Source organism: Desulfurivibrio dismutans (genome assembly GCF_029210385.1).
GTDB lineage: Bacteria > Desulfobacterota > Desulfobulbia > Desulfobulbales > Desulfurivibrionaceae > Desulfurivibrio > Desulfurivibrio dismutans.
In genome coordinates this window covers 1-26294 of sequence record NZ_JARGDQ010000013.1, presented here as the reverse complement: position 1 = coordinate 26294, position 26294 = coordinate 1, and the positions used below count along the sequence as shown (strand labels likewise).

Annotated in this window: 22 protein-coding genes and 4 pseudogenes; 7 read left to right on the top strand and 19 right to left on the bottom strand. The window is 55.2% G+C overall.

Translation table 11 applies throughout. The features are described from left to right. Nucleotides 1-24: 24 nt before the first annotated feature. The 4 genes from P0N66_RS12450 to P0N66_RS12435 all read left to right on the top strand — a co-directional run bounded on the left by P0N66_RS12450 (nt 25) and on the right by P0N66_RS12435 (nt 5805). Nucleotides 25-1089: a GAF domain-containing protein gene (locus P0N66_RS12450; RefSeq protein WP_275805906.1), complete on the top strand. Its 1065-nt coding sequence runs from the start codon at nt 25-27 to the stop codon at nt 1087-1089. Between the two features lie 16 nt (nt 1090-1105). After that, nucleotides 1106-2545, top strand: a complete 1440-nt coding sequence (locus P0N66_RS12445) for an adenylate/guanylate cyclase domain-containing protein (protein ID WP_275805904.1) — start codon at nt 1106-1108, stop codon at nt 2543-2545. A 28-nt stretch (nt 2546-2573) separates the two neighbouring features. Further along, the gene (locus P0N66_RS12440) at nt 2574-4538 is read left to right on the top strand and encodes a diguanylate cyclase (protein WP_275805902.1); all 1965 of its coding nucleotides are present in this window, start codon (nt 2574-2576) and stop codon (nt 4536-4538) included. Between the two features lie 616 nt (nt 4539-5154). Continuing rightward, nucleotides 5155-5805: a PEP-CTERM sorting domain-containing protein gene (locus P0N66_RS12435; protein ID WP_275805900.1), complete on the top strand. Its 651-nt coding sequence runs from the start codon at nt 5155-5157 to the stop codon at nt 5803-5805. A gap of 91 nt (nt 5806-5896) precedes the next feature. Here P0N66_RS12435 and P0N66_RS12430 read toward each other — a convergent pair. The 4 genes and pseudogenes from P0N66_RS12430 to P0N66_RS12410 form a co-directional block, all read right to left on the bottom strand. Next, nucleotides 5897-6538: pseudogene (locus P0N66_RS12430) on the bottom strand (DUF1016 N-terminal domain-containing protein); the annotation flags it as partial. After that, nucleotides 6535-6759, bottom strand: a complete 225-nt coding sequence (locus P0N66_RS12425; RefSeq protein WP_275805896.1) for a hypothetical protein — start codon at nt 6757-6759, stop codon at nt 6535-6537. The pseudogene P0N66_RS12430 and the gene P0N66_RS12425, both read right to left, overlap by 4 nt. 179 nt (nt 6760-6938) lie before the next feature. Next, nucleotides 6939-8079, bottom strand: a pseudogene (locus P0N66_RS12945) (Fic family protein). A 19-nt stretch (nt 8080-8098) separates the two neighbouring features. Then, a complete protein-coding gene (locus tag P0N66_RS12410; RefSeq protein ID WP_275805892.1) occupies nt 8099-8254 on the bottom strand; it encodes a hypothetical protein in 156 nt (51 codons plus the stop codon). 175 nt (nt 8255-8429) lie between these two features. On the opposite strand from P0N66_RS12410, the gene P0N66_RS12405 reads away from it, so the two are divergent. Genes P0N66_RS12405 through P0N66_RS12395 form a run of 3 tightly spaced genes read left to right on the top strand, consistent with a single transcriptional unit; the run spans nt 8430 to nt 9197 of the window. Continuing rightward, complete coding sequence (locus P0N66_RS12405; protein ID WP_275805890.1) at nt 8430-8690, top strand: type II toxin-antitoxin system RelE family toxin; 261 nt, start codon at nt 8430-8432, stop codon at nt 8688-8690. Further along, the gene (locus P0N66_RS12400) at nt 8674-9006 is read left to right on the top strand and encodes a helix-turn-helix domain-containing protein (protein ID WP_275805888.1); all 333 of its coding nucleotides are present in this window, start codon (nt 8674-8676) and stop codon (nt 9004-9006) included. Before P0N66_RS12405 ends, P0N66_RS12400 begins: the two co-directional genes overlap by 17 nt. Further along, nucleotides 9003-9197 carry a hypothetical protein gene (locus P0N66_RS12395; RefSeq protein ID WP_275805887.1) on the top strand — a complete coding sequence of 65 codons (195 nt, stop codon included), beginning with the start codon at nt 9003-9005 and terminating at the stop codon, nt 9195-9197. Before P0N66_RS12400 ends, P0N66_RS12395 begins: the two co-directional genes overlap by 4 nt. 266 nt (nt 9198-9463) lie before the next feature. On the opposite strand, the gene P0N66_RS12390 is transcribed toward P0N66_RS12395, so the two are convergent. From P0N66_RS12390 to P0N66_RS12325, 15 genes and pseudogenes are all read right to left on the bottom strand, one after another. Continuing rightward, on the bottom strand, nt 9464-9811 hold the full coding sequence (locus tag P0N66_RS12390) for a hypothetical protein (RefSeq protein ID WP_275805885.1): 348 nt from the start codon (nt 9809-9811) through the stop codon (nt 9464-9466). Between the two features lie 73 nt (nt 9812-9884). Further along, complete coding sequence (locus tag P0N66_RS12385; RefSeq protein WP_275805883.1) at nt 9885-10385, bottom strand: nucleotidyltransferase domain-containing protein; 501 nt, start codon at nt 10383-10385, stop codon at nt 9885-9887. 148 nt (nt 10386-10533) lie between these two features. Then, a complete protein-coding gene (locus P0N66_RS12380) occupies nt 10534-10902 on the bottom strand; it encodes a DUF4357 domain-containing protein (RefSeq protein WP_275805881.1) in 369 nt (122 codons plus the stop codon). A 314-nt stretch (nt 10903-11216) separates the two neighbouring features. Then, on the bottom strand, nt 11217-11444 hold the full coding sequence (locus P0N66_RS12375; RefSeq protein ID WP_275805879.1) for a hypothetical protein: 228 nt from the start codon (nt 11442-11444) through the stop codon (nt 11217-11219). 55 nt (nt 11445-11499) lie between these two features. Next, the gene (locus P0N66_RS12370; RefSeq protein ID WP_275805877.1) at nt 11500-11835 is read right to left on the bottom strand and encodes an RNA-binding domain-containing protein; all 336 of its coding nucleotides are present in this window, start codon (nt 11833-11835) and stop codon (nt 11500-11502) included. A 66-nt stretch (nt 11836-11901) separates the two neighbouring features. Beyond that, nucleotides 11902-12171, bottom strand: coding sequence for a DUF4357 domain-containing protein (locus P0N66_RS12365; RefSeq protein ID WP_431190050.1), 270 nt, complete (start codon nt 12169-12171; stop codon nt 11902-11904). Then, nucleotides 12119-12658, bottom strand: a pseudogene (locus P0N66_RS12940) (PHP domain-containing protein); the annotation flags it as partial. The pseudogene P0N66_RS12940 and the gene P0N66_RS12365, both read right to left, overlap by 53 nt. After that, nucleotides 12655-16059, bottom strand: a complete 3405-nt coding sequence (locus P0N66_RS12360; RefSeq protein ID WP_275805874.1) for a DEAD/DEAH box helicase family protein — start codon at nt 16057-16059, stop codon at nt 12655-12657. The pseudogene P0N66_RS12940 and the gene P0N66_RS12360, both read right to left, overlap by 4 nt. A 78-nt stretch (nt 16060-16137) precedes the next feature. Further along, nucleotides 16138-17241, bottom strand: a complete 1104-nt coding sequence (locus P0N66_RS12355) for a Fic family protein (RefSeq protein WP_275805872.1) — start codon at nt 17239-17241, stop codon at nt 16138-16140. A 120-nt stretch (nt 17242-17361) separates the two neighbouring features. Then, nucleotides 17362-20685, bottom strand: a complete 3324-nt coding sequence (locus P0N66_RS12350; protein WP_275805870.1) for a DNA methyltransferase — start codon at nt 20683-20685, stop codon at nt 17362-17364. A 17-nt stretch (nt 20686-20702) separates the two neighbouring features. Beyond that, nucleotides 20703-23600 (bottom strand): SNF2-related protein, encoded by a 2898-nt coding sequence (locus P0N66_RS12345; protein WP_275805868.1) that lies wholly within the window; start codon nt 23598-23600, stop codon nt 20703-20705. After that, entirely contained in the window at nt 23597-23806 is a 210-nt protein-coding gene (locus P0N66_RS12340; RefSeq protein WP_275805866.1) for a helix-turn-helix domain-containing protein, read from the bottom strand. Before P0N66_RS12340 ends, P0N66_RS12345 begins: the two co-directional genes overlap by 4 nt. A gap of 329 nt (nt 23807-24135) precedes the next feature. Continuing rightward, nucleotides 24136-25707: pseudogene (locus P0N66_RS12335) on the bottom strand (DEAD/DEAH box helicase family protein); the annotation flags it as partial. Nucleotides 25708-25724: 17 nt separating this feature from the next. Further along, nucleotides 25725-25964, bottom strand: a complete 240-nt coding sequence (locus tag P0N66_RS12330; RefSeq protein WP_275805862.1) for a hypothetical protein — start codon at nt 25962-25964, stop codon at nt 25725-25727. Continuing rightward, nucleotides 25936-26226 (bottom strand): BrnT family toxin, encoded by a 291-nt coding sequence (locus P0N66_RS12325; RefSeq protein ID WP_275805860.1) that lies wholly within the window; start codon nt 26224-26226, stop codon nt 25936-25938. The genes P0N66_RS12330 and P0N66_RS12325 overlap by 29 nt, the downstream gene beginning before the upstream one ends. Nucleotides 26227-26294: the final 68 nt, after the last annotated feature.

The following is a 26294-nucleotide window of genomic DNA, read 5'->3' as shown; positions in this document are numbered from 1 at the left end:
CAACCGCAGAGGGGAGGATACAGGATGAACCAGCAGAAACTTTACTACAAGCTCAACCTTATCTTCACTCTGTTGCTGCTCTTTCCCGTAGCGGGCTTTCTTTACTTCGGCTTCCAATACGGCTTTCTCGAAGATACCTCGGTACAGCTGGTCGTGGTCGTCGGGCTGGTTTATATCTTTGTCGGCTATACGCTGATGCGCCGATTGTTCGACAACATCATCGCCATCTCACAAACCATCGCCGACAAGACCGGCATCGCCGACAACAGCCAAAGCGAACTCCAGCAGATTATCTCTTCCTTCAACGCAATCGAGCAGCGCTTCCGGCAGAGTTCCGAGCGGCTGACCCAGAAGGCGCACGAGATTTCCACCCTCCGGGAACTTTCCGATCTCTGTTATGTAACCCTGGACCCGGGGGAAATTCTCCAGCTCACCCTGGAGCGGGCCCTGACCTTGACAAGAGCGGACATCGGCTCGGTCCAACTGCTGGACCAGGCCAAGCAGCACTTCGTGGTCAAGGCCAGCATCGGCCTGGGTGACTTCGTCAAGATTAACGACCGAATCGCCTTCGAAACTTCCGTCGGGAAGTACGCGGTGATCAACAAGAGTCCCCTGGTCGTCGAGGACATCGAAAAGGAACGCCGTTTCGGCCGTGCCAACCGGTCCCATTACGGCAGCAAGTCTTTCGTGATCATGCCCATCAAGACCATCAAGGATGTTATCGGGGTGCTGAGTCTCTCCCGGCGCGACGAGGCCGCAATCTTTCACCAGGAGGATATCGAAGCCCTAATCCCGCTCTTGAGCAATGCCGCCTTTACCTATGAAAATATTCGCCTGACCAACGACCTGGAACACACCCGGGAGCACCTGCAGGCGATCCGCAAAATCTTCAAATCGTTGAACTCCAGCCTCCAGAACAGCGAACTGCTGCACACCATTTTAAGCGAAATCCAGGAGGTTATTCCCTTTGAAATCGCCATCGTCCTGCTCCGCGACGAGAAGCGGGCCAACAAGCTCAAGGTCATCGACCTGTTGAGCCGCGAACCGGTGGATATCTCCATCGGAACCAGCTTTTCCTTTATAAGGTAATCTCCTGGACCGGGTCATGCAGCAGGGGGCGATTCGAGTGCTCGATGAGGACGCGACTCTGCAGCAGGAGGTCGGCGATCTCGTGTTGCCCGCCGCCGGCCGGGCATGCCTGCTGGCCCCTCTGGTCATGCAGGGCCGGGTCAGCGGCGTGGTACTGCTTTATGCCCGGGAGCCAAGCGTCTTCCACGAAACCCGGGCGATCACCGAAGGCATTATCAACATTATCTCGTTTGCCATCGAAGAGAGCCGGATGACCTCCCTGGTGGCCCAGCGCAATCAGGAGTTGGAAGAAATCAAACATATCGGCAGCGCCCTGGCTTCCTCCACCTTCGACATCCAGCAGGTGCTTGACTACACCATGGAGATGATCCGTTCACTGATGAACGTCGAGGCCGGCTCACTGGCCCTGTTGAAAGACGACGAGCTGGAATTCGTGGTCGCGTTTGAGATCGACGTGGCCCGCCTCCGGCAATACCGGCTCAAGCTGGGCCAGGGGATCGCCGGCACCGTCGCCTCGCGAGGGGAGGCCGTGGTCGAAAACGATGTCATCAATTCCCGGCATTTTTTCACCACCCTCGACCAAGTTGCCGATTTCGAGACCCGCTCGGTCCTCTGTGTGCCGATGTTCTCGCAGGGGCGGGTGATCGGAGTCATTGAGGTCCTGAACCGACGAGAGGGGGAATTCAGCGACCAGGACAAGGAGCTGCTGCAGTCCATCGCCACCTCGGTCAGCATCGCCCTGGAAAACGCCCGTCTGTACAAGGAAACCGTGGCCATGGCCGATAACGAACGCGGCATTCGTAAGATGTTCCAAAAATTCGTTCCCAAGGAGGTCGTCAACAAGATCATCGGCAACGGCGCCGAGCAGGCCCTGATCGAAGAATTCAGGACCATCACCCTGCTTAACCTGGATATCCGCGGCTTTACCGAAATGACCCGGCAAATCGGCCCCCACAAGAGCGTTACCATGCTCAACCACTTTTTTTCAGTAATGGGCGGCATCGTCTTCACCAACCACGGCATCATCGACAAGTACCTGGGCGATGGTTTCCTGGCCCTGTTCGGGGCGCCGCTTTCCTCGGCTCACGATGCCGACCATGCCATCACCGCCGCCCTGGCCATGCAGGAAATCCTGGGTGAACTCAACGAGAAATATTTCCGGGAGATCCTGGGGGCCGACATCGTCATCGGCATCAGCATCTACACCGGTGACGTGATTCTGGGCAACATCGGTTTTGAAATGAAGATGGACTACACGGTGATCGGCGACCCGGTCAACAAAGTTTTTGAACTGCAGGAGCTCACCCGCGCGACCCCCAACGGCATCCTCATCGACCCGGCCACCTCGCGCGCCAGCAGCAGCCGACTCAAGCTGCGGGAATTGGCGGTTGAGGTGGCCGGCGAAAGCGGGGTTTTCGAGTTGCTGGGCAAGAACGAACTCCCGACCTCGCGGTAACACTTGATTTAGGTATGTGGAGCGTCCCATGTTCGTAATAAAAAGACCATCAATAAAGGAAGAAATATTCTTTTGGGGAGCTATTTTCTCCTTTATCACCCTTGTCGTATTCGGGTTACTGTATTTCTCCAGCCTGGCGGCGACCAACGTTGATAAGGCCAAGAAATCACTTCAGGAAACCAACACCCGGGTCGGGATCGTCACCGACAGTCTGTTTAAGGAGATGCGCTTCACCGTCGACACCTTGACCGCTATTCCCCAGGTTGCCCACATCACCTCGGCGAACAGTCCCCAAGCAGCGCGAGCGCTGCTTATCTACGAGAAGATCACCCAGGCCAACGAAGACATCGGCTACCTCTACTCCGGATACGAAGACGGTAGCCTTCTGATCAACGACTACACCCCACCCGAAGGCTTTTATGCCCCGGCAAGACCATGGTACATCGCAGCCATTGCCAAAAAGCCGGAGCAATCTTTTGGCCTGCCGTACCGGGAAGCCAAGACAAATGAGTGGCTTATTTCCCAATCCAAGGCCTTGACCGATACCACCGGCCGCATCACCGGCGTGGTAAGCATCGATGTTTCTCTTGCACGGATCAACAACCTACTGGCCGAAAACAAAGAATACTCCTCACAACGAACATTTCTCCTGGACCGGGAAGGAAAGCTGATCATCCATCCCGACGAAGAATTAATCGGTCATGAATTACCGCACATCACAAACCAAATCAAAGACCGACGCGGTGAGGGTGAGTTTCTGTATACCGAAAACGGGGACACCCGTTGGGCGTTTTTCACCCCCTTGGAGCCTGTTGGCTGGACGGTTGTGACCACTGTCAAACGCAGCGAGGTGATCGCCCCGATTCTGATCACAACTTTCTACTACACCCTGGGCGTAGCGCTCGTTGCTCTCATCCTGGGAGGCCTGCAGAGCCGTTATCTCGGCAAGAGACTGGCAGAACCGCTAACCCGGCTGGGGAAAAGGATCGCAGAAATCGTCGAAGGGCGACCCAAAACCGGCTTCGAATATAACCAGTCCAATCACGAAATTGCCACCATTGCCAACCACATCGAGGAGTTGACGGAACGAGCCCTGCAGAGAAAGGCCAATGAGTTGCAAACGATTCTAGAGTCCTCCAGGGACGGCATTCTGGTGACGGACAACCATGGCCGGGTTACCTATGCCAACTCTCACTATAAAGAGATGTGGCACCTCCCGCTGGAGCCCCCCCTCAAGGCGGATGTTCACCACCTGGCCACCATGATCGCCGGCCAGATCGCAGAGCCGGAAAGTTTTTTTGCCAGGGCCAAAGCCCTGAACTCCTCTCTAAACGAAGATACGGATAAGCTTAACCTCAATGATGGCCGAGTTTTTGAATGGTTTTCATGCCCGGTCATGGATGAGGCAAACATGCTTGAAGGCAGATTATGGAACTTCAGGGACATAACCACTCGTAAACGCGCCGAAGAGAGCCTGTTCCGAATGGCCACCACCGACCACCTGACCGAACTTTATAATCGTCAGTACTTTGAGGCGGAACTGGCTCAGGCGCTGTCCCGTACACAGCGCTACAGCAGCAAAATTTCGCTGGTCATGTTCGATGTTGATCACTTCAAGGCGGTCAATGATACATACGGCCATGATGCCGGCGACCGAGTGCTGTACGAACTGGGCCGGCGGGCCACCGCAACCCTGCGGGGACCGGACACCCTGGCACGATGGGGTGGCGAGGAGTTCGTCGTCATCATGCCGGAAACCATCGCAACCGAAGCCGGTCAGATGGCCGAGCGACTACGCCTGAAAACGGCGGGAAAACCTTTCCCGGGTGTGGGCTCGATCACCATCAGCCTGGGGGTCACCAGCATCCATCCGAGCGACAACAGCAATACCGTGCTGAAGCGGCTGGACAACGCCCTTTATGAAGCCAAGCGCTCGGGACGCAACAGGGTGGAGGTGGTCGGCGCGCATGCGCCATCCATCTCTGAACCATAAGTGCGTCTTAAGAGGAGCCTAGGAGTCTGTTGGTGAAGTCCTCCCCGGAAGCCGGGACCGAAGTCCGGCTCACGATAATTCTGTATACTGTCCCCGGAATACCCGAGCCCTACGTCATGCCGATATATATGGCATGGCACCGCACACCGGCCGCAAGGCCTGATCCCCATGGTGGACGACCGCCAGGAGCACCATGTCGAGGTGAGTTTGAACTGAAGACTATTATCGGCTTACCCGCCTCCCACTGAAGATGCCAGTTCGGCGCGACGCACATGGGTTTCTTTCGGCTGTTCGCTTTCTCGGAATCAGAACCAATTGACAACCCACTATTAAATCGCGCTTTTTGTTGCACAGAGTTCCGTTTTCGGGAAACCAGCCCTCCGACCCCGAGCTGGTCCGATTTAATGAGATGTGTGTTTTTTGCACCAGATACAGGCACAAGAGGTTGCGCGGAGCATTTGGCATGCATGTTGCAGTCATCTCCGACAGCAGCCATTACAGGAGGCGCGGCAAAGTTCTGCTGGCCTGGATTGCGCCCGGGTACCTAAGCACATGAGTTGAATCGTCAATTAAGTTCGGCAACTTCACAAGACAACAAACAGACAAGGAGCAAGCAATGAAAGCAAAAACGGTTGTAAGAAGTATGGTTTTGGCGACGGCGGGGCTGGTGTTCGGTGCTGGCAGCGCTTTGGCTGTTGAGTTCAGTTTTACCGGTGAATACGAATACACCGACGACAGTATTTCTTTTGGTGAAGGGATACTGGCCACTAATCCCGAAGGCGACTTGTTGGCTGGTGGAACCGTGATCATCGACCCGTTGCCGATTGACACCAACGGCGTTTTCGGCGATGGAGGGTATTTTGCGAATGCCTTTACGGTTGCCCATGATGGTCTTGGGGGCACTGTGTTTATCGCCGACTTTGAGGTGGCAGAATTGGAAGGTGAAGAATCCGTGGCCACCATCAATAGCACTCCGACTGTGAATCTATGGAACATCGTGGCAGGTGATTTCTACACTGGCGGCTCAGCGATCGCCGATATCTTCATCGGCATGGGGCAAGGATATACGGTCCTCACGATGCAGTCTGAAAATTTTTGGGGATTGCTGAACAGCGGAACCTCCTTTGAAGGCACTTTCTCCGGAACAGCCTACCCCGGTGATCCGTCACAGGTGCCGGAGCCTGCTTCCATGCTGCTCTTTGGCGCCGGTCTGGCCGGCGTGGCCGGGATTAGCCGGCGGCGGGGGCGGGTGCAGCGGAATGCTTAAGCAAAGCTGATTCATCTAGTTTGACGATTATAATGGCCTCGCCCCTGTTTTCAAAGTGGCGGGGCCGTCTTGTTTGTGCAGGGGGTCGGCACACCGGGGCGATCAGCGCCTGTTCCAGTTCCCGTTCGCTGTGTTCCTCGCCCAGTTCCAGAAAATCGAAGGTATATTCGTCCTTTACCGCCAATTTGGCCTGAGCGCGGAGCTCCGGTGTCAATGCCTGATCGAAATTTGTCTGGCCGAGCAGAGATTTCTCGTAGCTCTGATTTTCGATCTGGTGAAACAGCACATTTTTTGACCACCCAAACTTGCTGGTCATGCGGATGTAGAATTCTCGTTCCAGCGGATCGGAGCAGCGTTCCATGATGACGATGTTATGGCTCCAACCGATTTCTCGCACCAGCGGTGCGAGTTTTTCAACTTCTTGATAGGTTTCAAAAAAACCCTTCATTCGCCACAAGTTGGAGGCCGAGAAACCGCCCACGCCGGGAAATTCCGCCCGCAGATCTGCGGCCAGATTTTCCACCACCGCCTTGCCCCAGCCTTCAGCATCCTGTCGCTCCACGATCATCCGCCCGATGTCCCAGTAAAGCCCAACCAGCTCGGTGTTGACCGCCTTCAGTGCGGCATACTGCGCCGACCGCACCCGCTCCTTGACCAAAGCCAGCAGGCCCGCATAGTCTGTGGGAAGGTCCGAATTATCCTTTTTGCGCTTTTCGCGTGTTTCGCGGTTCATATCGAGCGCACCTCCGTACGAGTGTGGCCGGTTCCCTTGCCGGCCCGGATTCCGCGAGATTGGGAGCCGGCCTGGACGACAAATTCACCGCCATCCAGACGGGCGGTGGCGTGGATGCCGGGCCTGGGAGTATGCAACTCGAACAGGACGGGGGCGTCCTCGCCGTTTTCAAGCCGGACCTTGCCGATTTGCCGGGCTTCCTCAAAGTTTTTTCCGCACATAAAATCCTTTACTTTTTGCCCATATAGCCGATGGATACACGATTTAACCCGCTCTAAAATCTCAGAGGCCGTAATTTTTACGAATGGTTTTCCTGCATCGTTTTTCCGGATTTGAAATTATACATGAAAAATCTTATTATATTTTATAACGATAAAAACATAACAAAGATCAGCGTATTTCAGTTTCCATCCCTGAATATGTCTATATAACGCCTGAAGATGAAAATCCTGTTTCTCTGGAATCCGGTGACCTCCTGCAGGATACCCATATCCACCAGAGACGCGATCAGGCTATTGGCCGGCACATATTTGATTTTCAGCACTTCCATGGCTCTGTTGACGCTGATCGTCGGTGTCCCGTAGAGATAAAGAATGAGCTGCCGGGCGTTCTCAGCCCGGCGACCAAGTTTGAAAATTTCAGCGTCAAGTTCCTGCCGCAGCGCCAGGATGCGCTGAAAGGTCCTTTTGCCGCTTTCGGCGGTCTCAATTACCGCTTGCAGAAAAAAACGCACCCAATGACCGATGTCGTTGGATTCGCGCACACGGGTCAGGGCGTCGTAATAGGCTCCCCGGTGCTTTTCCAGATGAGCGGAAAGGTAGAGCGACGGCTTGCTCAGCAACTCGTGGCTGACCAGATAAAGCGTGATCAGAAGGCGGCCGATGCAGCCGTTGCCGTCCAAAAACGGGTGAATGGTCTCAAACTGATAGTGGCTCAAAGCGCAGCGGATCAGGTGGGGAACGGCAACATTGTCGTTATGCCAGAAGGCTTCCAGGTCGGTCAAAAGATCGACCATGTCCTCGTGGTTGAGGGGGAATAAAAGCGGCATCGGCAAGACTCGCGCCCCCGATCCAGTTCTGGCTGCGACGAAACTCTCCAGGGGTCTTGCGCTCGCCCCGGACGCCGCTCATCAGGATTTCATGGGTGTGGCGCAGCAGACGCAGGGAGAGCGGCAGGGTCTTCAACTCTTCGATGGCCGTGTTCATGGCTCGGACGTAATTCTGCACCTCGTGCCAGTCATCACGGCGTTCCGGCAGGATGGCCTCCTCTTCCAGCACCGCCTCGTCCATCTCGGTGCGGGTTCCCTCGATGCGGCTGGAGGTGTTCGCCTCTTTGATGATGTGCATGCGGATAAAAAGGTCGACATCCGGCACAATCAGCGTGAAGGCGTTTAGTTCACCCAGCGATTTCGTCGCCTTTTCAAACAGAACGTTGATGCGCGGATCTTCCCATGACCAAACCTGGTTGATAGGAGAAGGCAAGAAACTCTGGTATTGGTATTGCTGCTTGTAGCTACCGGAAACAAACGCTTCGAATTTCATCGTCCTCCTCGTTTTTTCATTACCCATCCTGGTTCAGGTTTTCGGCTTCCCATTCCTTGTAGGTTTTGTTGGTGGCCGGGAGTCTCCATTCGATGGTGCCGTTGGCCGGGGAAGCGGTCACCGGCTTGAGCTGGGGCCGGGTCTGGGCCGGAAAGCAACGGATGGATTCGGCCAATTTGTGAACCGATAGAGATGTAACAGGCAGTGCCTGTTGAATCTCTTTCACCCAACCTGTTCTCCGCCACATCCCGATAATACTCCCGCTCTTTGGTGTTTCAGGGATTTTTGGCATTAATCACCTGGATAAAACATCTTGCCAATGACTTATCTATAGCTTATGCTAAATAAGCATGAACCGGATCGAGTGGACGCCAAAAGCATACCGTCAGCTTCGCAAACTTCGTAACCCGCAAGTGGCGGAATTTATCTTTGATGCGGTGGACTCTTTGACCTCGTGGCCCGACTGCCAAAACGTCAAACATCTTACAAATCATGAATACCAGTACCGGCTCCGAGTGGGCCGCTACCGGGTGTTTTTTAATGTCAGCGAAGAAACCGTTACCATCATCACCGTTCAGGAGGTGAAAAAACGCGATGAGCGCACATATTAACTACCAGACCATCATGGAGCACGGGAAGCCGGTTTTTGCCGTGGTGCCTTATCAGGATTTCATGCGGCTTATCGGTCCGACCGCCACCATTCCCCATGAGGTCGTGGGCCTGGTGGTGAAGAAAAATTATAGCCTGTTGCGGGCCTGGCGGGAGCATCTCGGGATTACGCAAGATGAAATGGCCAGGCGCTTGCATGTCAAGCAAGCCGCCGTCTCCCAGCAGGAAGCCCCGGACAAAAAGCCCCGCCGCGCCACCCTGGAAAAATGGGCCGCCGCGCTGGGCTTGAACGTCGAGCAGTTGCGGGAGCAGGCATGAAACAGACTTCTTTGCTGGCGACAAACAGTTACCTGAAAGACCGCGACCGCCGTGATCAGCGCCTGCGCCGAACGGTCTTGACCTCCAGCGCCGTGGAAGGTGTGGGCAAGTCCGCCGTCAAGGCGCTGGGCTTGGATCAGAAACCGGCATTGCCTACTCCTGCCGAAGGGTCCGCGCCAGAACCATCCTGAATATTCATTGCTTTTAGTGCATATTTTGTCGGTCAGCCATGCCCGACAACACGACTTGATGATCATTTTTAGTATTTCATGATCGACTAGCCTGCTAGCGATTTTTAATTCCCTCGAATTCGGGGGAATTAAAATCAGGTTATAGTTTTGTTGGTGGCGTGGAGTTTCCATTCGATGGTGCCGTTGGCCGGGGAAGCGGTCACCGGCTTGAGCTGGGGCCGGGTCTGGGCCGGAAAGCAGTCGATGCGCAGGGCCGGCTTCAGCTTTTATTCCAGCAACTCCGGGTGGTGCTCTTTCAGCCACTTGAGGACGATCTGCCGCAACTCTTCCGTAAAGGCAATCAGCTCGTCCGCATCCGCCTTGCCCACCACCCCGATCTGATCGTATTCGACGATGTTTCTTTTGGCCCGGCAGGCATCGAGATACTGCACATCGGGGTTCCTGGCCTTGCCCAAGATCAGTGCCAATGCCTGAATGGTTCGGTAATGCTGCAAGGTCCGCTCCGCCTTGTAGCCTTCGGCATAAAGCAGGATGGCGCACAGTTTGAGGGCGGCGTTATAGGCGATGCCGAATTGCCAGTCGTAGGAAATGCCGCCTTCTCTGGCGTCCTGCACATCCCGGTCAACAATTTTCAGCAGATTATCGATCTCTTCCCGGCTCGTCTGGTGTCGGCGTAGTCAGCCGTTTTCAGCCCATTGCATCAAGCTCATCTTGATCCCCAATGATGAAGATTTTGTTTGCCGCCATGATCCGGGTGATAAAATGGTTGCCGGCTGCGTGGCGGGCCTTGAAGTCCTCAAGGCTGAGGACATGGGGGTTGATCTCGCGGCCGATCTGTTCCGCTACTCCGGCCAGCAGGCCGGTTAAACCCCGCAGGCCGAGCTGGCCGATCACCAGCAGATCGATATCACTGGCCGCCGTTTCCTCCTGGCGGGCGATGGAACCGAAGACGAATGCGAGTTTGATATCCGGGCTTTTTCCCAGCGCTCGGCGCAAGATATCGACTAGGCCCACGGTTTTCAAAACCAGGCCATGAAGATCGGGATACAGGGGATGGTCTGAATTGGCGCGGTAATAGGTGCGATTGCCGTCCTTGCGCGACGCCACCAGATCCAGCCGGTGCAGCCGGGCCAGTTCGTTTTGCATGGTGCCGATGGCGCACCCTGCCTGCCGGGCCATTTCCCGCATATGCAACTCCGACTTCTTCGCCCCAAAAAGAAGCCGAAAAACTTCCGCCCGCGCCTTCGATGAGAGAATTTCCGCCAGGATGGTCATAGTGTATGATTATTACAGACAATCGTACGGTAAAACAAGTCATTTTGTCCGGCCGAGCTTTTCACCCTTCCTGGTTCAGGTTTTCGGCTTCCCATTCTTTGTAGGTTTTGTTGGTGGCCGGGAGTTTCCATTCGATGGTGCCGTTGGCCGGGCGGCCGTTGACTACGGCGGCGGCTGCGCTGGGGCTTTTGAAGGCGTAGTTTTCCGTGAAGAGGCAGCGGCCATCTTGGGATGAGAGTACCCCGGTGGTCACCAGCTCGGCGAGCAGTTTGCTGTAGCTGGTGTGGCCGGTCCCCTTGCCGGCCCGGATTCCGCGCGATTGGGAGCCGGCCTGGACGACAAATTCACCGCCATCCAGACGGGCGGTGGCGTGGACGCCGTGCCTGGGTTTGTTTGGCTCAAACTTGGCCCAAAGCCCAAATATCGCCATACTAAAAACCTCTTAAAATCAGTTTATTACTTGCGAACGAGCTGACTTGAGCCAAGTTCAATACCTCGATAAGGGGTAAATTGAGCCAAACCAGGAAGGATCATTCCCGGTCAGTATTCTGTAACGAGTGCCGCCACGGACTCAGCATGCCATCCGGTTTCCTTGGGCGTTTCAATGAAACACTCCCTCCTGTTAAAAACAGGTCAAGCAAATCAATATGCATAACCCTGTGTTTTAAAATCAAATTTGCATGAATCGCCTCAATGTACGGCTTCTCCAGTCAAGCAACGGTCAAGCAAATTTTATGGCGGCCATCATGCCCACCACGGCAGATATTTTCTGGCTTTGCTGCCGACTGTTTCATCATGGCAGCGGATCAGGCCAACCTCAATGGTATCCCGGATGATCCGCGAGGCCATGGAGCTGTTCTTCTCCTCAATCCCAAACCGCTCCCGCAGGGTCGTATTGGTCATGAAATCTCGCTGCACATACCGTAGGCAGGCGTGCAGGTAACAAGCGCGGATGCGATCAGCTTTATCCATTTCCCGGAATTCCAGATGCGCAAAGAGAACGGCCCGCGTATGTTCATCGGTCGTTTCAAACAGCGGCGCGGAGAGTTGATACAACTCGGTCTGAAAGACCACTCAGCAATCGCAGCAGCCAGCTTTCCAGCTCTTCGTTGCCGACCTTCGTACTGATGGGGTCGAAGGCGGTTCCGACGACCTCATGGGTATTATCATCCACGCCCCAGACCAGGTAGGCATGCACCTTGCCCAGCAGCGCGGCGGCATTGGCCAGCGCGGAGAGGTATTCGCCGATCTGCTCCGGATCATCATTGTTGTGCTTGAACTCCACCCATTCGGTTTCTTGTGGAAGCTTGCGCAACTCGTTGAGCAGGCCGAGCAGATATTCCGTGGTCCGGTCGATGGTCATGGTTTCTGCTTCTCCCGTAAAGCTATGAATTCCTCACACAAAGGCGTGAAGGTTTTTAGTGCGTCACTACCCTTCCTGGTTCAGGTTTTCGGCTTCCCATTCTTTGTAGGTTTTGTTGGTGGCCGGGAGTTTCCATTCGATGGTGCCGTTGGCCGGGCGGCCGTTGACTACGGCGGCGGCTGCACTGGGGCTTTTGAAGGCGTAGTTTTCCGTGAAGACGCAGCGGCCATCTTGGGATGAGAGTACCCCGGTGGTTACCAGCTCGGCGAGCAGTTTGCTGTAGTTCGAGCTCAGGCGATAATGAGACAATACCTTCAAGCAACCCCTGTTTACCATCGATATGGGCCGGTAGAGCAATTCCACCTGCTTCGATGATATGTTTCACGGTATCCACAAAGCCGGTTGACGTGGATTTATTCGGATCACCGTAGCCAGATGTAATTCCGCACGCCCCCAGAACGCCGGTCACCTTTTGACTGTCGCAACTCGGGTCAAAAATCGCGAGCAGATGAACCCGGCTGCTGCTGTTGGCAACTGTGATCTCAAACCCCGGGAAAATGGTCAGATCCCTGTACCACCCGGGCCTTGTGTCACGGTCTCGAAGCTCCTTGTTCTTTGCCTTCAACACATCAATCCAGCCGCCCGCGTTGTGATCGGTTATCACCACACAGTCGAGACCGGATTCCATAGCTTTCTGGAGCCATTCCTCCAGTTCGATACTCTTGAAGGATTCATCACCCCGGCCGTAATCGTCCGACTTGGGAGTATGTGTGTGGAAATCAAGCTTCCACCATTTGCTTCCTATGTACGCTGTTGAACTCATTTCACCATCCCCCTCAGCCGGGCAAACAGCTTGTCGATGTATCTGTCACGGTCATTGGTCATGAACAGCACGTGCATATCCTCGAGCTCGTCCTGTGTGTTATCCCATTTCAGTTGTGGGTATCGCGTCCAGGAAAGGATGAAGCTGTTGAGGATCACGGTTGGGTCCTTCAAACGTTGCTCGACATCCTTGATCCGCTTGTGGAACAGAACCTTCTCGCTGGCGGGGCCTTCGTGCAAAAGGCCGTGCGGCTCGATGAAGGTGACGTACTGTTTCTCGCCAATCAGTATCCACAGAATGAAATCGGGGTGGAAGTTGCCCGCCTCGAAGAATCCCACGCCTTTGCCCCGGCTCATGTTCCTGAGCAGGAAGAGTTCCATTCCTTCCTTTTCCAGAGCGGCTTTGTGGCCGTCGCCCCAGGTCTTCAGATCGGTGACAAACTGATATTCGCTCTCGTTGAGGGCGACAGGCAGGATGGTGATTTTCCCTCCGCGCCGAACGTGAAAAAGCGGCTGGAACAGGTGCTTGCCGAAATTGCAGGCGTTCAGATCGCCAACCTTCAGCAGATCATCCTTCTTCTGTTCGAGATCCTTCTTGATCTGCTGAATTCCCTGAATGACCTGTTCTTCATCGCCATCCACGATGAGCTGGTAGAATTCCTCCTGCGGGATGTTGTCATCATCCGGCGTCAGGTCACGTAGCTCCAGGCGCGGTTCGATGTATTCCCGTTTGCGATAGTTGTAGTAGTGATCGCAGTACCGCTTCAGAAGCTCTGACGCCACCTGCTGGAGCAAGAGCACGCCATCAAAGGTTGCCGGATTCAGGCGGGTTTCGGGCAGGTAGAGGGTGTACCAGTTCGGGTCCCCCAGCAGACGTTGAATGCCATCCTTGGTGATATTGAAGTTGTACCAGCTCCGTTCGCGCTTGAACCGCTCCAGCTCGAAAAAGAGCGTGTCATAATCCAGCAGAGCCAAATGCTGTTCACGTAACGATACCTTGTCCTTCTGGGTCGCCAGGGATGTACCGCGTGACTGCATGGCCTGAATGCGCGGGTACCAGTCGGCGACTACCGTGTTGTGCGTCATGTAGTCCGGGATATCCCCGACAGTGGGAACCGCTGCATCTTTCTTGAAGTCGTATTCCTTGCCGTCAGAGGCCTTCCGCTTAGGGCGGAGGATTTTAAGCTTCTTGCCGAAGTCATAGGTGACATTCAGCGGGATGGTAATGATCTTGCGGCGCTCGTTGCCGGGTAGGCCTTCCTCTTTGAGGAACTCGCGGAACTTCTCCATGAAGTCGGCTTCGATGCCGAACACGTTGAGGGTTTCCAATTCCTCGATGAAGGTCGGCCGGAGCGGAGCATGGGAATGGCCGCTGCGCTTGAGGCTCCACTCATAACCCTTCAAGCGGACACCGCGCCCAAAGAGCTGAATGATCTGCGAGCCTTCCGAGCGTCCGACATGCATCAGGCCCATGGTGCTGACGCGCCAGCAGTCCCAGCCTTCAACGAATTTCTTCGAGCCGATAAGCAGATTGACCGGTGACGTGGAATCCTTCACGGAGGCGAACATCGCCTCCGTGAAGTCACTGTCTTCCACGGTCAGTCGTGTGCCATTCTGTGCTGCCACTTCGGCCACGTGGTCGCACAGGCTCTTGGCATCACCGACGTTGATCAGACCGAAGGGCGTCTCGCTCGTGCCCACACGCAAGGCCACTTCGCCGGATTCGCCTTTGATGCGATCCAGTGACAAATGGCCGCCTGCGGCATGGTTAAACAGCCTGGCGAGAATGTCCCGGTAGAGGGCTTCAACGGTTTCACCGACATTCATGGACCGGGCTAGGTAGGTAAAGGCTCCGGCAAAGATGTCATTTCCATCCTTGTCCAGCAGGCCGGTATCCTGGCCTTTGCCGGTGAGGATTTCGTGCATGCGCCGCGTAGCCACTTGGCTGTTGTCGAGGAAGTCGGCGATAAACTGGATGATGAGCGCCACGTCCGTGGCCACGATCTGTTCATCCTTGCTCATCTTGCCGGAGGAAACCGTGCTGCCGACAAAGACCCATAGCGGCTTTTCCAGATTGAACGTCTCGAAATCCTTCGCCTTTTCCTCGTAGATCCGGAGTTGCTGATAGAATTTCAGCAGACAAGCAGTCATGTAAACGGAGTGGGCCTCCTCGAAGGATTCGGGCAGATTGAGAATCTGGTAATCCTTACCGAAACCGTCCTCATAGAACCACCGATAGGAATAATCAAAAATCACCGTTTTTGCGTAGGTGTTTTCAAATTTGTCACTTTTGGCTACAGCAACTGCCTGTTCAAAAGTCGCCGAATACTCGAAGGTAAAACCCTTTTCACATAGTTTTCCCCGCCGCTTGAACCAGGCGTTTTCCTCTTCCTTGGCCTTGTTGCCTGACAATCCGCGATGGCCTTCGTCCACCAGAAGCAGGTTCTGGTCACCAAGACTTCGAGTGGCGATGGTGTTCGGCCCCTCCTGATCGGCCAGTTTGGTAATCTCCAGCACATCCACCCGCTCAAGGCCTTGGGCAAGACCGAACAGCCCGCCACGGGATTGCAGGTAGTTGCCTGCAGAAATATCGCTCTCCCGAAACTCGGTGATGTGTTGCTCCGAGAGACGCTCATTGGGCGTCAGCAGGATGACCCGGGAGAGTTCTTTACCCTTCCCGTGTCTTGCGGCGTAGTGCCGGTATTGCAGCAGGTTGACGTGCATTAGCAGCGTCTTGCCGCTGCCGGTGGCGTTCTGCATGCAGAGCTTGTTCAGGTCATCCTCGTTGTAAGGCGGCACATCGGCGTAATCGTCCCAGTGGCGGTTGAAACGCAGGGCGAATGCATTGAGATCGGCGAGCAACCCTTCACGATTGCCAAAAAAGCGGTCCAGGTAGATTTCAACAAAGATCAGGGTCAGCCATTGGTAGTATTTCCACCCAATCGGGCGGTGGCGCTTTTCGTTGATCGCCTGGGTATGGCGAACAATGTTCTGCTCATAGGTCAACAGCATATCCCGACTGATGCGAAAGCCCGGGAAATCAGCCGTTGGATCGGCATAGCTGAAGAGCGGACTATCGCCGAGATGGTGGTAGAAGAAATGCAGATTATCCTTGTCCAACCCTTCCAGGCGCGGATCACGGATGGGTTCGGCCAACTTGTGAAAGGGGCGAACCACCTTGCCATTTACTTTGTGTTCGGCGAGCGGATCGATGCCGAACAGGCTTATGAGCCACTGGTTGAGCAGCAGCTTGTTGCGGAAGGCGTGTTGCTGCGGGCCTCTGGCCCGGCCCCTGGTTCTACCCCTTGGCATGGCCGCCTCCCTTCGTGTCTTGCAGGTTTTGTGGACGGCAAAACCCGGGAAACGATCCGCAAAGTGGTTTGTGGCTATTCTGCGATCCATAAACCGATTCGCGTATTGCAAGGCAGCGCTTGCGATACACAAAGCCAATAGATGTGGTCAGGCGATACACAAGTTCCATCATACGATCTGCCTCCCCTCGGCAATATTCAGCAATTCCGGGAAACAGAGAACCGCGGCGCGCCTGCCACTACCGGGACGCAGTTCGCGCAAAACATCCGCCGCTTTCAGTTGACGAAGCAATCCCATGGCGGTGGGTTTGTGGATACCCGTGCGTCTGATGAAGTCCGTTGTTTCGAAGATCGGACGATCAAAAATTGCGTCCAGCAGATGCACGGTGTACTGGGAGTGGGTGATGCCATGAATTCGTCTTTTCATCGCATCGTACAGGTCCATGATTGCCTTGACTTTGGCGTTATTGTGCTTCGCCTGCACAGTGATGGCCGTCAGGAAGAAGGCAATCCAGCCATTCCAGTCGCCTTCACGCGAAATATTCTGCAACCGCGCATAGTATTCTTCCCGGTGGTTTTCCAGGTAGGAACTCAGGTAGAACATCGGCTGCGAAAGCTTCTTCTTCTGATATAGGAATAGCGGGATCAGGATTCGTCCGATTCGCCCATTTCCATCCTTGAACGGATGCAGTAGCTCAAACTGGGCATGAACTACCGCCGTTTGCAGCAGCAAGTCAACATCATTGCTGGCCATGTAGCGCTGCCACGCTTCCAGGTGATCCTGTAACTGCAAAGGATTGGGCGGAACGAAGCTGGCCTGTTCGATGGTGCAGCCGTACTTGCCGATCCAGTTCTGATCCTTGCGAAATTCACCGGGGGTTTTGTCTTGTCCGCGCACGCTGTTGAGCAGAATCCTGTGTAACTCCCGCACGAACGACAGGGTGATGGGGCGATCCTCAAGATATTGATGCGAACCACGCAACGCTTCGCGGTAATTGATGATTTCCTGAATGTCTTTTGCCTTTTCACCCTCCTTGAGGATACCGGCTTCCTGTTCCAGAACCTCATCGACTGTAGCCTGGGTTCCTTCGATTTTTGAAGAAAGCACGGCCTCCTCATTGGTCAGCGGTGACAGCATGATCGAAGGATTAACAATTCCCTGCAGCAGCCCATCATACCGGGCCAATTCCGCATTGGCATTGCCAACCAGGGAAAACAACTGCTTATAGTCCAGCCCTTCCAGTGGCAATTTATTCGGTTCGTAGGGTTTCATGAATCGCCTCCGTGCCTGGGTGCGGCATGAACCGACAAGCCTTCCTTGTCAGTTGCAAAAGCTAATCCGTGTCCATCGATGTTCATCTGTGGTTCTCTTTCGTACTTAGTTCGTGGTTACTCATCCTTCCATCTCCCACATGCGCTTCATGAACTCTTCTTCGATGAGGCGGACCTTCCAGTTCTCGTCAGGAAGCGCGAGGTTGGGCAGATTGTTGCTGCCGTTGACGTAGATGGTGTCGAACTCGAAATCGCGGGTGCTGATGCGGTTCTTCTGGAACCATTCATCCAGCATCAGGTTGTCCTGCTCGATGTCGTCGGTGAGCTTGCGCCAGACGACCAAAACCTTTTCCCGCTGGCCATTGTTGGGATTGGCCGCGTCCTTGGGCACCCAGCCTTCGACTTTGCGGAACCACCACGGGCCGCCTTCGTCCTGGCGGATGCGGCCATCCACCACCAGCTTGGTGTGCTGGTCTTCGGGCAGCTCCGGGTCCGTGATGCGCTTGAAGGTCGCCTGGAAGGTTTGCGGCACGGATGTGTGCAGCACGCGCAGGCCGATCAGATAGTTGAAGGTCTCGATCAGGTCGACCGCACGGGTGGCGTACTCGTCCGTCCCCGGCTTTTTGACCTCCAGGGTGTAAGCGGTCGGATCGGCAAAGGCGTCGATATTGAGCAGCGACTGACTTCCCCGTGTCTCCACATCCAGCAGGTAGCGGAGCATGTAGTCTTCTTTGAGCGCCGGGTTGGCAGCTACTGCCCTTTTACGCTGGGGGTGGTGGTCGAGGCGCAGGTTGTTGAGCGTGTCCTCGTAGGATTCCAGACGGACGTATTTGAAGCAGTTAGAAATTCCATCAGTCCTAGATGTCGGTTTTCCATCACTCCAAGAATTGGAATAAATGGCTTTTTGAACACGCGGCTTGGTGGCTGTACCAAAGTAGTCCCCCATTTCCACTAAGACGTATTTTCTTTTGCCATTATCGCTTCTATTCAGATTTAGAACTGCGTGCCCCGTTGTTCCTGACCCAGCAAAGTAATCGAGGATGGTAGCCCTGTGATCACCAAATGTTTGTGCCCAAAGTGCAGTCTCGACTGTATAGATCGATTTTGGATAGTCGAATGCTCCTCGAAGACCCAAGTCTCCAAGAACATTTGACCCATGGATGCCAGCATTGAATTTGCTGTCTGTCCAATTGCTGAAGAGCGTTTCCCTTTTTCCGTCGTGATCTATCGTTTGATAAACCGTTCCACGGTCAGAAACGATAAGTTCGCCATCTTGGGCTCTTTTCTTTCCAGTCAAATGGCTAGAACGCCAAACACGCTCTTCACCTTTTGAGTTGATCGGGTAAATCCGCTGGTGCCCTTCGGGCGTATTCTCAGTAGGATATGCTTCCCCGAGAGGAACTGGCGGTTCAGCATCTACAATCTGATTAGTTCTTGGGTCCAGTAACAAGGCATAGAAACTCTTCCACCTGCCTGAACGGTAGTTGTTTTCTGCTGTTCCGCTCCGCATAAAGCTTCGCTCTTCCTGATAGTCATCTTTGGGTTGACCCAAATAGGATGGAGCATCCGCCGGGCTGCAAAGAATCAAATATTCGTGAGTCCTCGACAAGCGACCGCCTGCTCCTTGAGGATGGTGATTGACTACAACCACAGAGCGTTCGAGTGTGGGGAATAAACCATCCAATAAAGCCGCCAGATTGACAAACTCGTAATCGTCGATAGCTAATCCGAAAGAATAAGTATTCTGCCAAAATGCGGGTGTAATCCTTGCTACATTGGCGATTAAAGACAGCCAAGACGAATGCTTGTACTGGTTCTTATAAACAATTTCGGAGTGAACGGTGTTGTAAGGTGGATCGATGTAAGTTGCGCGAACCTGCTTTCGGTATCTTTCCTCTATCAGTTTCAACGCCTGAAAATTCTCCGAGTGAATCAGCAGGCCATCGCACTGCTCATCGAAGTTCTCAATCGACGCCACCAGCCGTGCCTTGAAGCTGTCATCGAAAAAGCGGGTATCCAGCACCAGCTTGTTGTTGGCCTTGAGGAACTCGACCGTCAAAGGCCGCGAGAACCCCGGGCTGTGCAGATCGGCCTGGATTTCGTCGATGGCGAACAGCCTGATCCTCTCTTCACACTGCGCATCACAGGCGGCCACTTCCGCGTAGAGTTCCTCGGGAACCCGGTCGAGGGTGATGCAGTAGTTGGTTTCAATAATGAACTTCTTCTTGAGCCAGAGCTTTTTCTGAAAATCCTCAAGCTGGGCCAGAAAGTCGATCAGCTTGCCCGCGATCTTGCGCAGCACCTTGATCTTGGCCAGATAGCTTTCGACCGCCGGGGCTTCGGCGTTTTCAATGTCATCAAGGCGCATGACCTCGTTCTTGATGTAGAAGTCCAGCTCCCGGCGTAGAAAGCCGCCCAGGTCCTTATGAATGAAATAGTCCATGGTGTTGCGGGCCGTGTACTGGTTCACGTACTTGGCCAGCACTGGGCGCTTCTTGTCGCTGTCGGTCGGAGCGGGGACCTTGAACAGACGCAGATATTCCGCGATCTGTTTTTCGTGTTCGCCACCGGCGGCAGCCATGGCCTGGAGACGCTCCAGTATGGTCTCCACCGCCTCGGTGTTGCGCTTGTCCCGCCAGGTGTTTTCCTGGCCGGTTTTTTCCGGGTCGGGCCGGTATTCAAAATTGACGACCAGCTCGCCGGTTTCGGTCAGGGCGACGGGATTTTCGGCATGCAGAATGAAGAAACGTTTGTTGGCCTCGGAGGCCTTGACGTTGCCGTGCTCGCCCTCGGTGGCCTCGACGACGCGAAAGTGGACTTTGAGCGGGGAATCGTCCTCTGCTCCGAGCAGGATACCGATCTGATTCTGCTGCCGCAGGGCGCGGATCTCTTGCGCCTGCCGCAAATCGAAAGTGAAGTTGGAAAAATACTCGGCGCTCTTGATGTAATACTGGTCGGCGTTGGCCCAGTGCAGTTTCACTTCCTCGCCGTTGTAGGGCACGGCAAAGGGTGCTGCCTTGCCGGACGTTTCCCGGGTATAATAGCGGCGGGAGATGAAGTCGCCGTCATCGTAGTAGCGCTCAAAGAAGCGATACAAGTGGTCATAGACGTCGGCCTCGGCGCTAGCCGTATCCTTGACTGCATCCAGCGCGGCCTTGGCCTTTTTGACCGGCTCGGTCTCTTCCGGATTGGGAGCGCCGAAATCCTTGGCGGTCTGAATGGCCTTCTCGTAGGCGGCCTGCAGCTCGGCCTTGCGGGCCTCGTCCACATCGCCGAAGGCATCCGCCACGATTTTCAACAGGTCGGTGCTGATGAATTCCTGAACTTCCTGCGCCTTGGCGTGCATGATGCGGTAAAAGCCGAAATCGAGATCCGGCTGGTCGAGCTGGAACAGCTCGGAAAGCTTCTTCAAAAGGCGGCTGCGAAGTTGTTCGGCTGATGGCATTGTTATCTCCTGATTCCTTAAATCACGCTCCACCGGATGGTGAACACCGGCGTGACAGTTGTTTTCTGTTGCATACGTTTTTCGAGCGATTCCACGAGGCGGTCACGCTTTTCAGCAATCTCGTCCTCGATGTCGAAGATCCGCTCGCGTAAATTGCGCTTCTTCCGCTCGAGCTTGGCGATTTCTTCCTGCAGGCTGTGCTGCTCCTCGATGGTGGGAGCCTGGCGGCTGCGCCGTTGCAGGTCGCGGATCTGGCGTTTGGTATCGTCCAATTCTTTTTGGGCCGCCATTTCCATGTCCTCGGCCCATTTGTCGAGCTGGTCACGGGCTTCGGAGAAGTGGCGGTTGTTCTCCTCCAGGTTTTTGGCCAGGGTCGCCTGCACATGCCGCTTTGAATCGGCATCAAGCCGTTGCTTCACCTGTTCATTGATCATTGTCAATTGTCCATTGACCCGCCCGCTGCAATTAAACAGCTTTTCGCAGGTTTCCTGGTCGATGTTGTTGTCCGTATCGTCCATTCCCGAGAAAAGCATATACTCCTCGAAATCAAATGATTCGATGTGGAGTCGCTGAAGGCTCAGCCAGCCGGACCGCCCCTTGAGACGTTCCACCACGGCGATGCGGGTGGAGTGCCCGGAAATATCAAAAACGACTTCGGCAGGCGGGCAAGGCCTTTCCTTAGCCTCACTCAATACGTGCTCTCCCAACGGATGACTGAGCCGGTAGAGATACTCCCCGGGTATATTCTCCTGGGTTTTGGAGATCAGGTGATACCGCCCGGTCGAGACATGAGGAGCCGGGCTGTTGTTCAGGGTGAAAGAGAAATCCGCATCATCAAAAACAGCATGGGTTTCCAGGGCGTGGCGGGTGACCGACCAAAACAGACGGCCAATCCGGTCCAGTCGTTCTTGGGTTCCAGCCAGGTTGACCTTCAGCCGCTCGTGCACGTCTTCGTCAAAATGCTCCAGCAGCATCTTTCGGGTGTCACGCATTCTGGTCTGAATCTGCTCATCGAGTTCGAATCGCAGCTTTTCAAAAGCGGTCTGAATTTCCTCTTCGCTCCGGCATTCTTGATAGATCTCGAGAATTCGGCGCTCAAAATCCACCCCGGCTTCGATGGAGCCCAGTACTTCGTCGCTGGCACCGAAAACCCCGGTAAACAGATTGAATTTATGCTCAAGCAACTCGTGGACGCGCCGGTCGGCCTCGTTGCGCTCGTTGAGGAAATTGATGACCACCACGTCGTGTTTTTGGCCGTAACGGTGGCAACGGCCTATCCGCTGTTCAATGCGCTGAGGATTCCAGGGCAAATCAAAATTGACGATGGCCGAGCAGAACTGAAGGTTAAGGCCTTCGGCACCGGCTTCTGTCGCGATCAAGACACTTGCCTGGTCACGGAAACGATCAATGATTGCCGCTCTGAGATCCACTTGACGAGAACCGGTAGCGCGACCTGACTCCTTGTTGGCGGCAAGCCACTCTTTATAAATTTGACCGGAGGCATCATCCTTGTTGGTGCCATTGAACGTCAGCACCTGACCGGCATAGCCATTCCCCTCAAGGAAGTCTTTGAGCCAGTTCTGAGTTCGCCGTGATTCGGTAAAGACGACCACTTTTTTGGCCGCGCCCATGTCTTCCATGACGCTGAAGCCAATGTCCAAGGCCTTCAGGAGCGCTCTGGTTTTTGTGTCGATGCCAAGACTTCTGGCCCAGCGAATGTAGTCGGTCAGCTCTTCAATTTCAGCATTGAGCTTTTCCAGATCAATCTTTTTAGTCTGCGGTTCCGGTTCTATCTCAGGTGTTGGGGATTCGTCATCGATGAGACCATCTTCTTCGTCCTCGAGGATTTCATCGAGCAGATCGTCATCAATGTCCTCACCAGAAATCAGCAGATCCAAGGCGCTTGCGTTCTGCCTGGCTTCGTCCCTCAATTTCAGCAGACGGTCACGCATGATCTCAAGTGTTCCGGCAACGGCGTGGGGCGATGATGCCAGAACTTTTCGGACAAGAAGTATGAGCAGGTGTTTCTGCCCTGATGGGAGCGCATAGGTTTCGTCACGCATGAGATAGCTGGAAACCGCCTCATATAGTTTGTGCTCTTGCTCCGTGGGCTTGAACGGTCGGGTAATGAGTTTGCGCTCGGTGTAGCGCACGAATTCGATAACCTGGCTACGGAGCGAACGCCAGCAGAATGCGCCCAGGCGTTCCCGCAGGCCGGAAATATCACCGCCATAGTTGATGTACTGCGTTCTGAAAGATGCCAAGTCACCAAACAGCCGGTCATCGATCAGGGTCGAAAGGCCATAGAGTTCGAGCAGGGAGTTTTGCAGCGGCGTCGCCGTCAGGAGCAGCTTTTTGCGATCTTCTGTTGCCCAACGGATACGCTGACCCAGCCGGTTGCTTTCACGGTAGGCATTGCGAAGCTTATGGGCTTCGTCGATAACCACCAAGTCCCAGGCAATCTCTTTGAGTTCTTCCGCCCGGCTGGCGGCAAAGTGCATGGAGCAGACGACGATTTGCTTGTCCCTGAACGGGTTCGGAACACCAAGCCTTTGCTGATCTTTATAGGTTTTTGCATCCAGAACGATGGATGGCAGGTTGAATTTTTCGGAGAGTTCCAGCGCCCACTGCTTGCGGAGAGAGGCAGGGCTGATGACCAGAATGTTCCGCCTGCGTTCTGCCCAGTATTGACATAGTACAAGACCTGCCTCGATGGTCTTGCCAAGGCCGACTTCATCGGCGAGCAGCACGCCCTTTGAAAGGGGTGAGCGTAATGCGAAAAGAGCTGCTTCAATCTGGTGAGGATTCAGGTCTACGCATGCATCGAACAGCGCACGGCCAAGGCGGTCGACACCGGTGCCACCGACCCGGCTCAATTCATGCGCGTAGTAGCTTGCATGGTAGTCGGTGATCATTCCTTCCAATCCTTCTTATTGCGATCAGCCGCGCCGCCAGCTTTCACCCACTCGTCGACTTCGTCTTTCTTGAACTTCCAAAGACGGCCCATGCGATGGGCGGGCATCGCATGCTTGTCGATCCAGCGGTAAACGGTGTCACTGCTGACACCGAGGTACTTGCCTATCTCGTCTACTGATAACCAGCGGTCTTCCAACAAGGTCATTTCCATAACTCCTCATGGGAGATAGGCTTATTACCATAACAGAGGCGGTAATGGGGTTCCATGGCACTGTTTCCCAACTTGAGACTGCATCTGATATATTTAGGCAGGGACAGATTGTCAAACGCTTTCGTCCGGATAAGACCGCAATAGCATGCTCGAGGACGTAGCCATCGGCCGCTGGTGACTCTCTCCGTAATTAAGGGAGGCAAACATCCAGTAGATCCTGGCCGGGATCGGAGTGCGTCCACCCAGCACATCTACCCTCACCCGTTGGTACATGCTGCGCCCGTCGGGTCGAACGCCCTCCAGCCGGTCGATGGACGGCAAAAAACGCCGCCGGCCTGGTCGCTGATCCGGCGGCGGTCGTGGTCGTCAAGCTGCCGGTCCAGGCGGGCCAGGCGGCCGGCCAGGGAGGAGACGGTGTCTTCGTCCCGCGCCCCCATCATCACCCCCATGGCCAGGTCTTTCAGCGCCACCGAGGGTTTGGTGATCAGCGGCTGGCTGGCGGTTTTCAGCGATTTGGTCACCCCCACGGCATCGACGATCACGTAGTGGTTTTTGCCGCCGGGGGCGGACGGGGTCACCTTTTTCAGGCCGTCGGCGTCCAGGGTGCGGGTGCCCCGGCCCTTCATCTGCTCGAAGTAGTTGCGGCTTTTGACATCGCGCATGAAGAGCAGGCATTCCAGGGGTTTGACATCGGTGCCGGTGGCGATCATGTCCACGGTGACGGCGATCCGGGGGTAGAAGTCGTTGCGGAACTGGGCCAGCACCGATTTAGGGTCTTCCTCGGCCTGGTAGGTGATCTTCTTGCAGAACTGGTTGCCCTCGCCGAACTCCCGGCGCACGGTGTGGATGATGTCGTCGGCGTGGCTGTCGGTCTTGGCGAAGATCAGGGTTTTGGGCACTTCCCGACGGCCGGGGAAGATTTCCGGCAGCTTGGCCTTGAAGGCGCGGATCACGGTGCGGATCTGGTCCGGGTTGACGATGGCGCGGTCCAGTTGTTTGGCCGAGTAGGCCAGCTCTTCATCTTGCTCGGCGGGGTTGGCCTCTTCGGCGGCTTCGTCCAGGGGTTCGTCCTTGAGCAGGGAGTAGAGGCGCTGGATGGTGCTGATGCAGACCTGGCTGTCCGGCGCCACGTAGGAAGACTTGAGGCGCTGGACCGTGTAGAGTTCGGTGAACTTGCGGTTGTCGTCGTTGGGCAGGTAGCTCATGAACTCCTGCTCGGCCTGTTCGCCCAGGTTTTTGGTATCCACCAGGAAGAGGACGCGCTGGGCCCCGGCGTGTTTGAGCAGCCGGTAAACGGCGGTGATGGCGGTGAAGGTTTTGCCGGAGCCGGTGGCCATCTGGACCAGGGCCCGGGGATGGTCCGCCTGGAAGGAGGCTTCCAGGTTGGTGATGGCGCTGACCTGGCAGGCCCGCAGGCCTTCGGGGTTGAGCGGCGGCAGGTTTTGCAGGCGGGCGCGCAGGGTGGCGGACTGGCTGAGTTGCTCGGCCACGGCGGCCGGGGTGGGGAAGTTGAAGATTTCCCGGGCCCGGGGTTTGGGGTCGCGGTTGTCGGTGAGGCGGGTAATGATGCCGGTGGCCTCGCAGACCAGGGGCAGCGGGGTGTTGTTGTTGACCCACTTGAGTTTGGCGCTGGCGTAGCGGCCGGATTGATCTTCGACGGTGGTTAGCTTGTGGCCCTGTTCTTCGGCCTTGGCTTCGATTACCCCGGCGGCCTGGCCGTTGACGAAGAGGACGTAGTCGGCGGGGCCGACGTCGGTGCGGTATTCGCGCACCGCGATGCCGGGGTCGGCGTTGAAGTCGATGGCGCGGTTATCCTGCACCACCCAGCCCGCCAGGGCCAGTTGCCGGTCGATGCGGTCGCGGGCGATTTGTTCCGGGTTCTGGTTGGGCGGCAAGTTGTTGTTCCTCCCCCTTATACAGCCTTTTGCCGACTATCAACATAGGCGTCCAGCAACTGCCTGATCATCCGCTGATATTGAGTGTGATGCTTGCCGGCTTCCTCCTTGAAAAAGGATACGCTCTTTTTACTCAGAGTAATCGTCACCTTCACCGACTCTTCCCGAAAGGCAAGTTCTTCCGGAGAGGGGAGAAAGTCCGGGATCACCCGCAAATCCCCAAGGGGTTCATCGCTGTACTTGATTTTCCTGCTCATAAATCACCTTTCCCTTGCGCCAGTAACCGGCCCCGATGATGCGGATCACTTGGTTGCGAAAAGTAAACCTCACGGTGAGGATGCCGCCGCCGACCTTGCCAAAACAATAATAACGCTGTTCCTGGTCGCTGTGGTTTAAATCTTCCGCGATCACGCGGCGAGGATCGGCAAAAGCGTATTGTGCCTCGCTGAAACTGACCCCGTGTTTTTGATCGTTTTCGCGGTCTTTATTGGGGTCCCATTCAAAATCTGCTTTTGGCATATCTTAACTTTATCACAATTGGGGCATAGCGCCATATTTTTTTATGGTTGGCCAGAGGATAACGACGC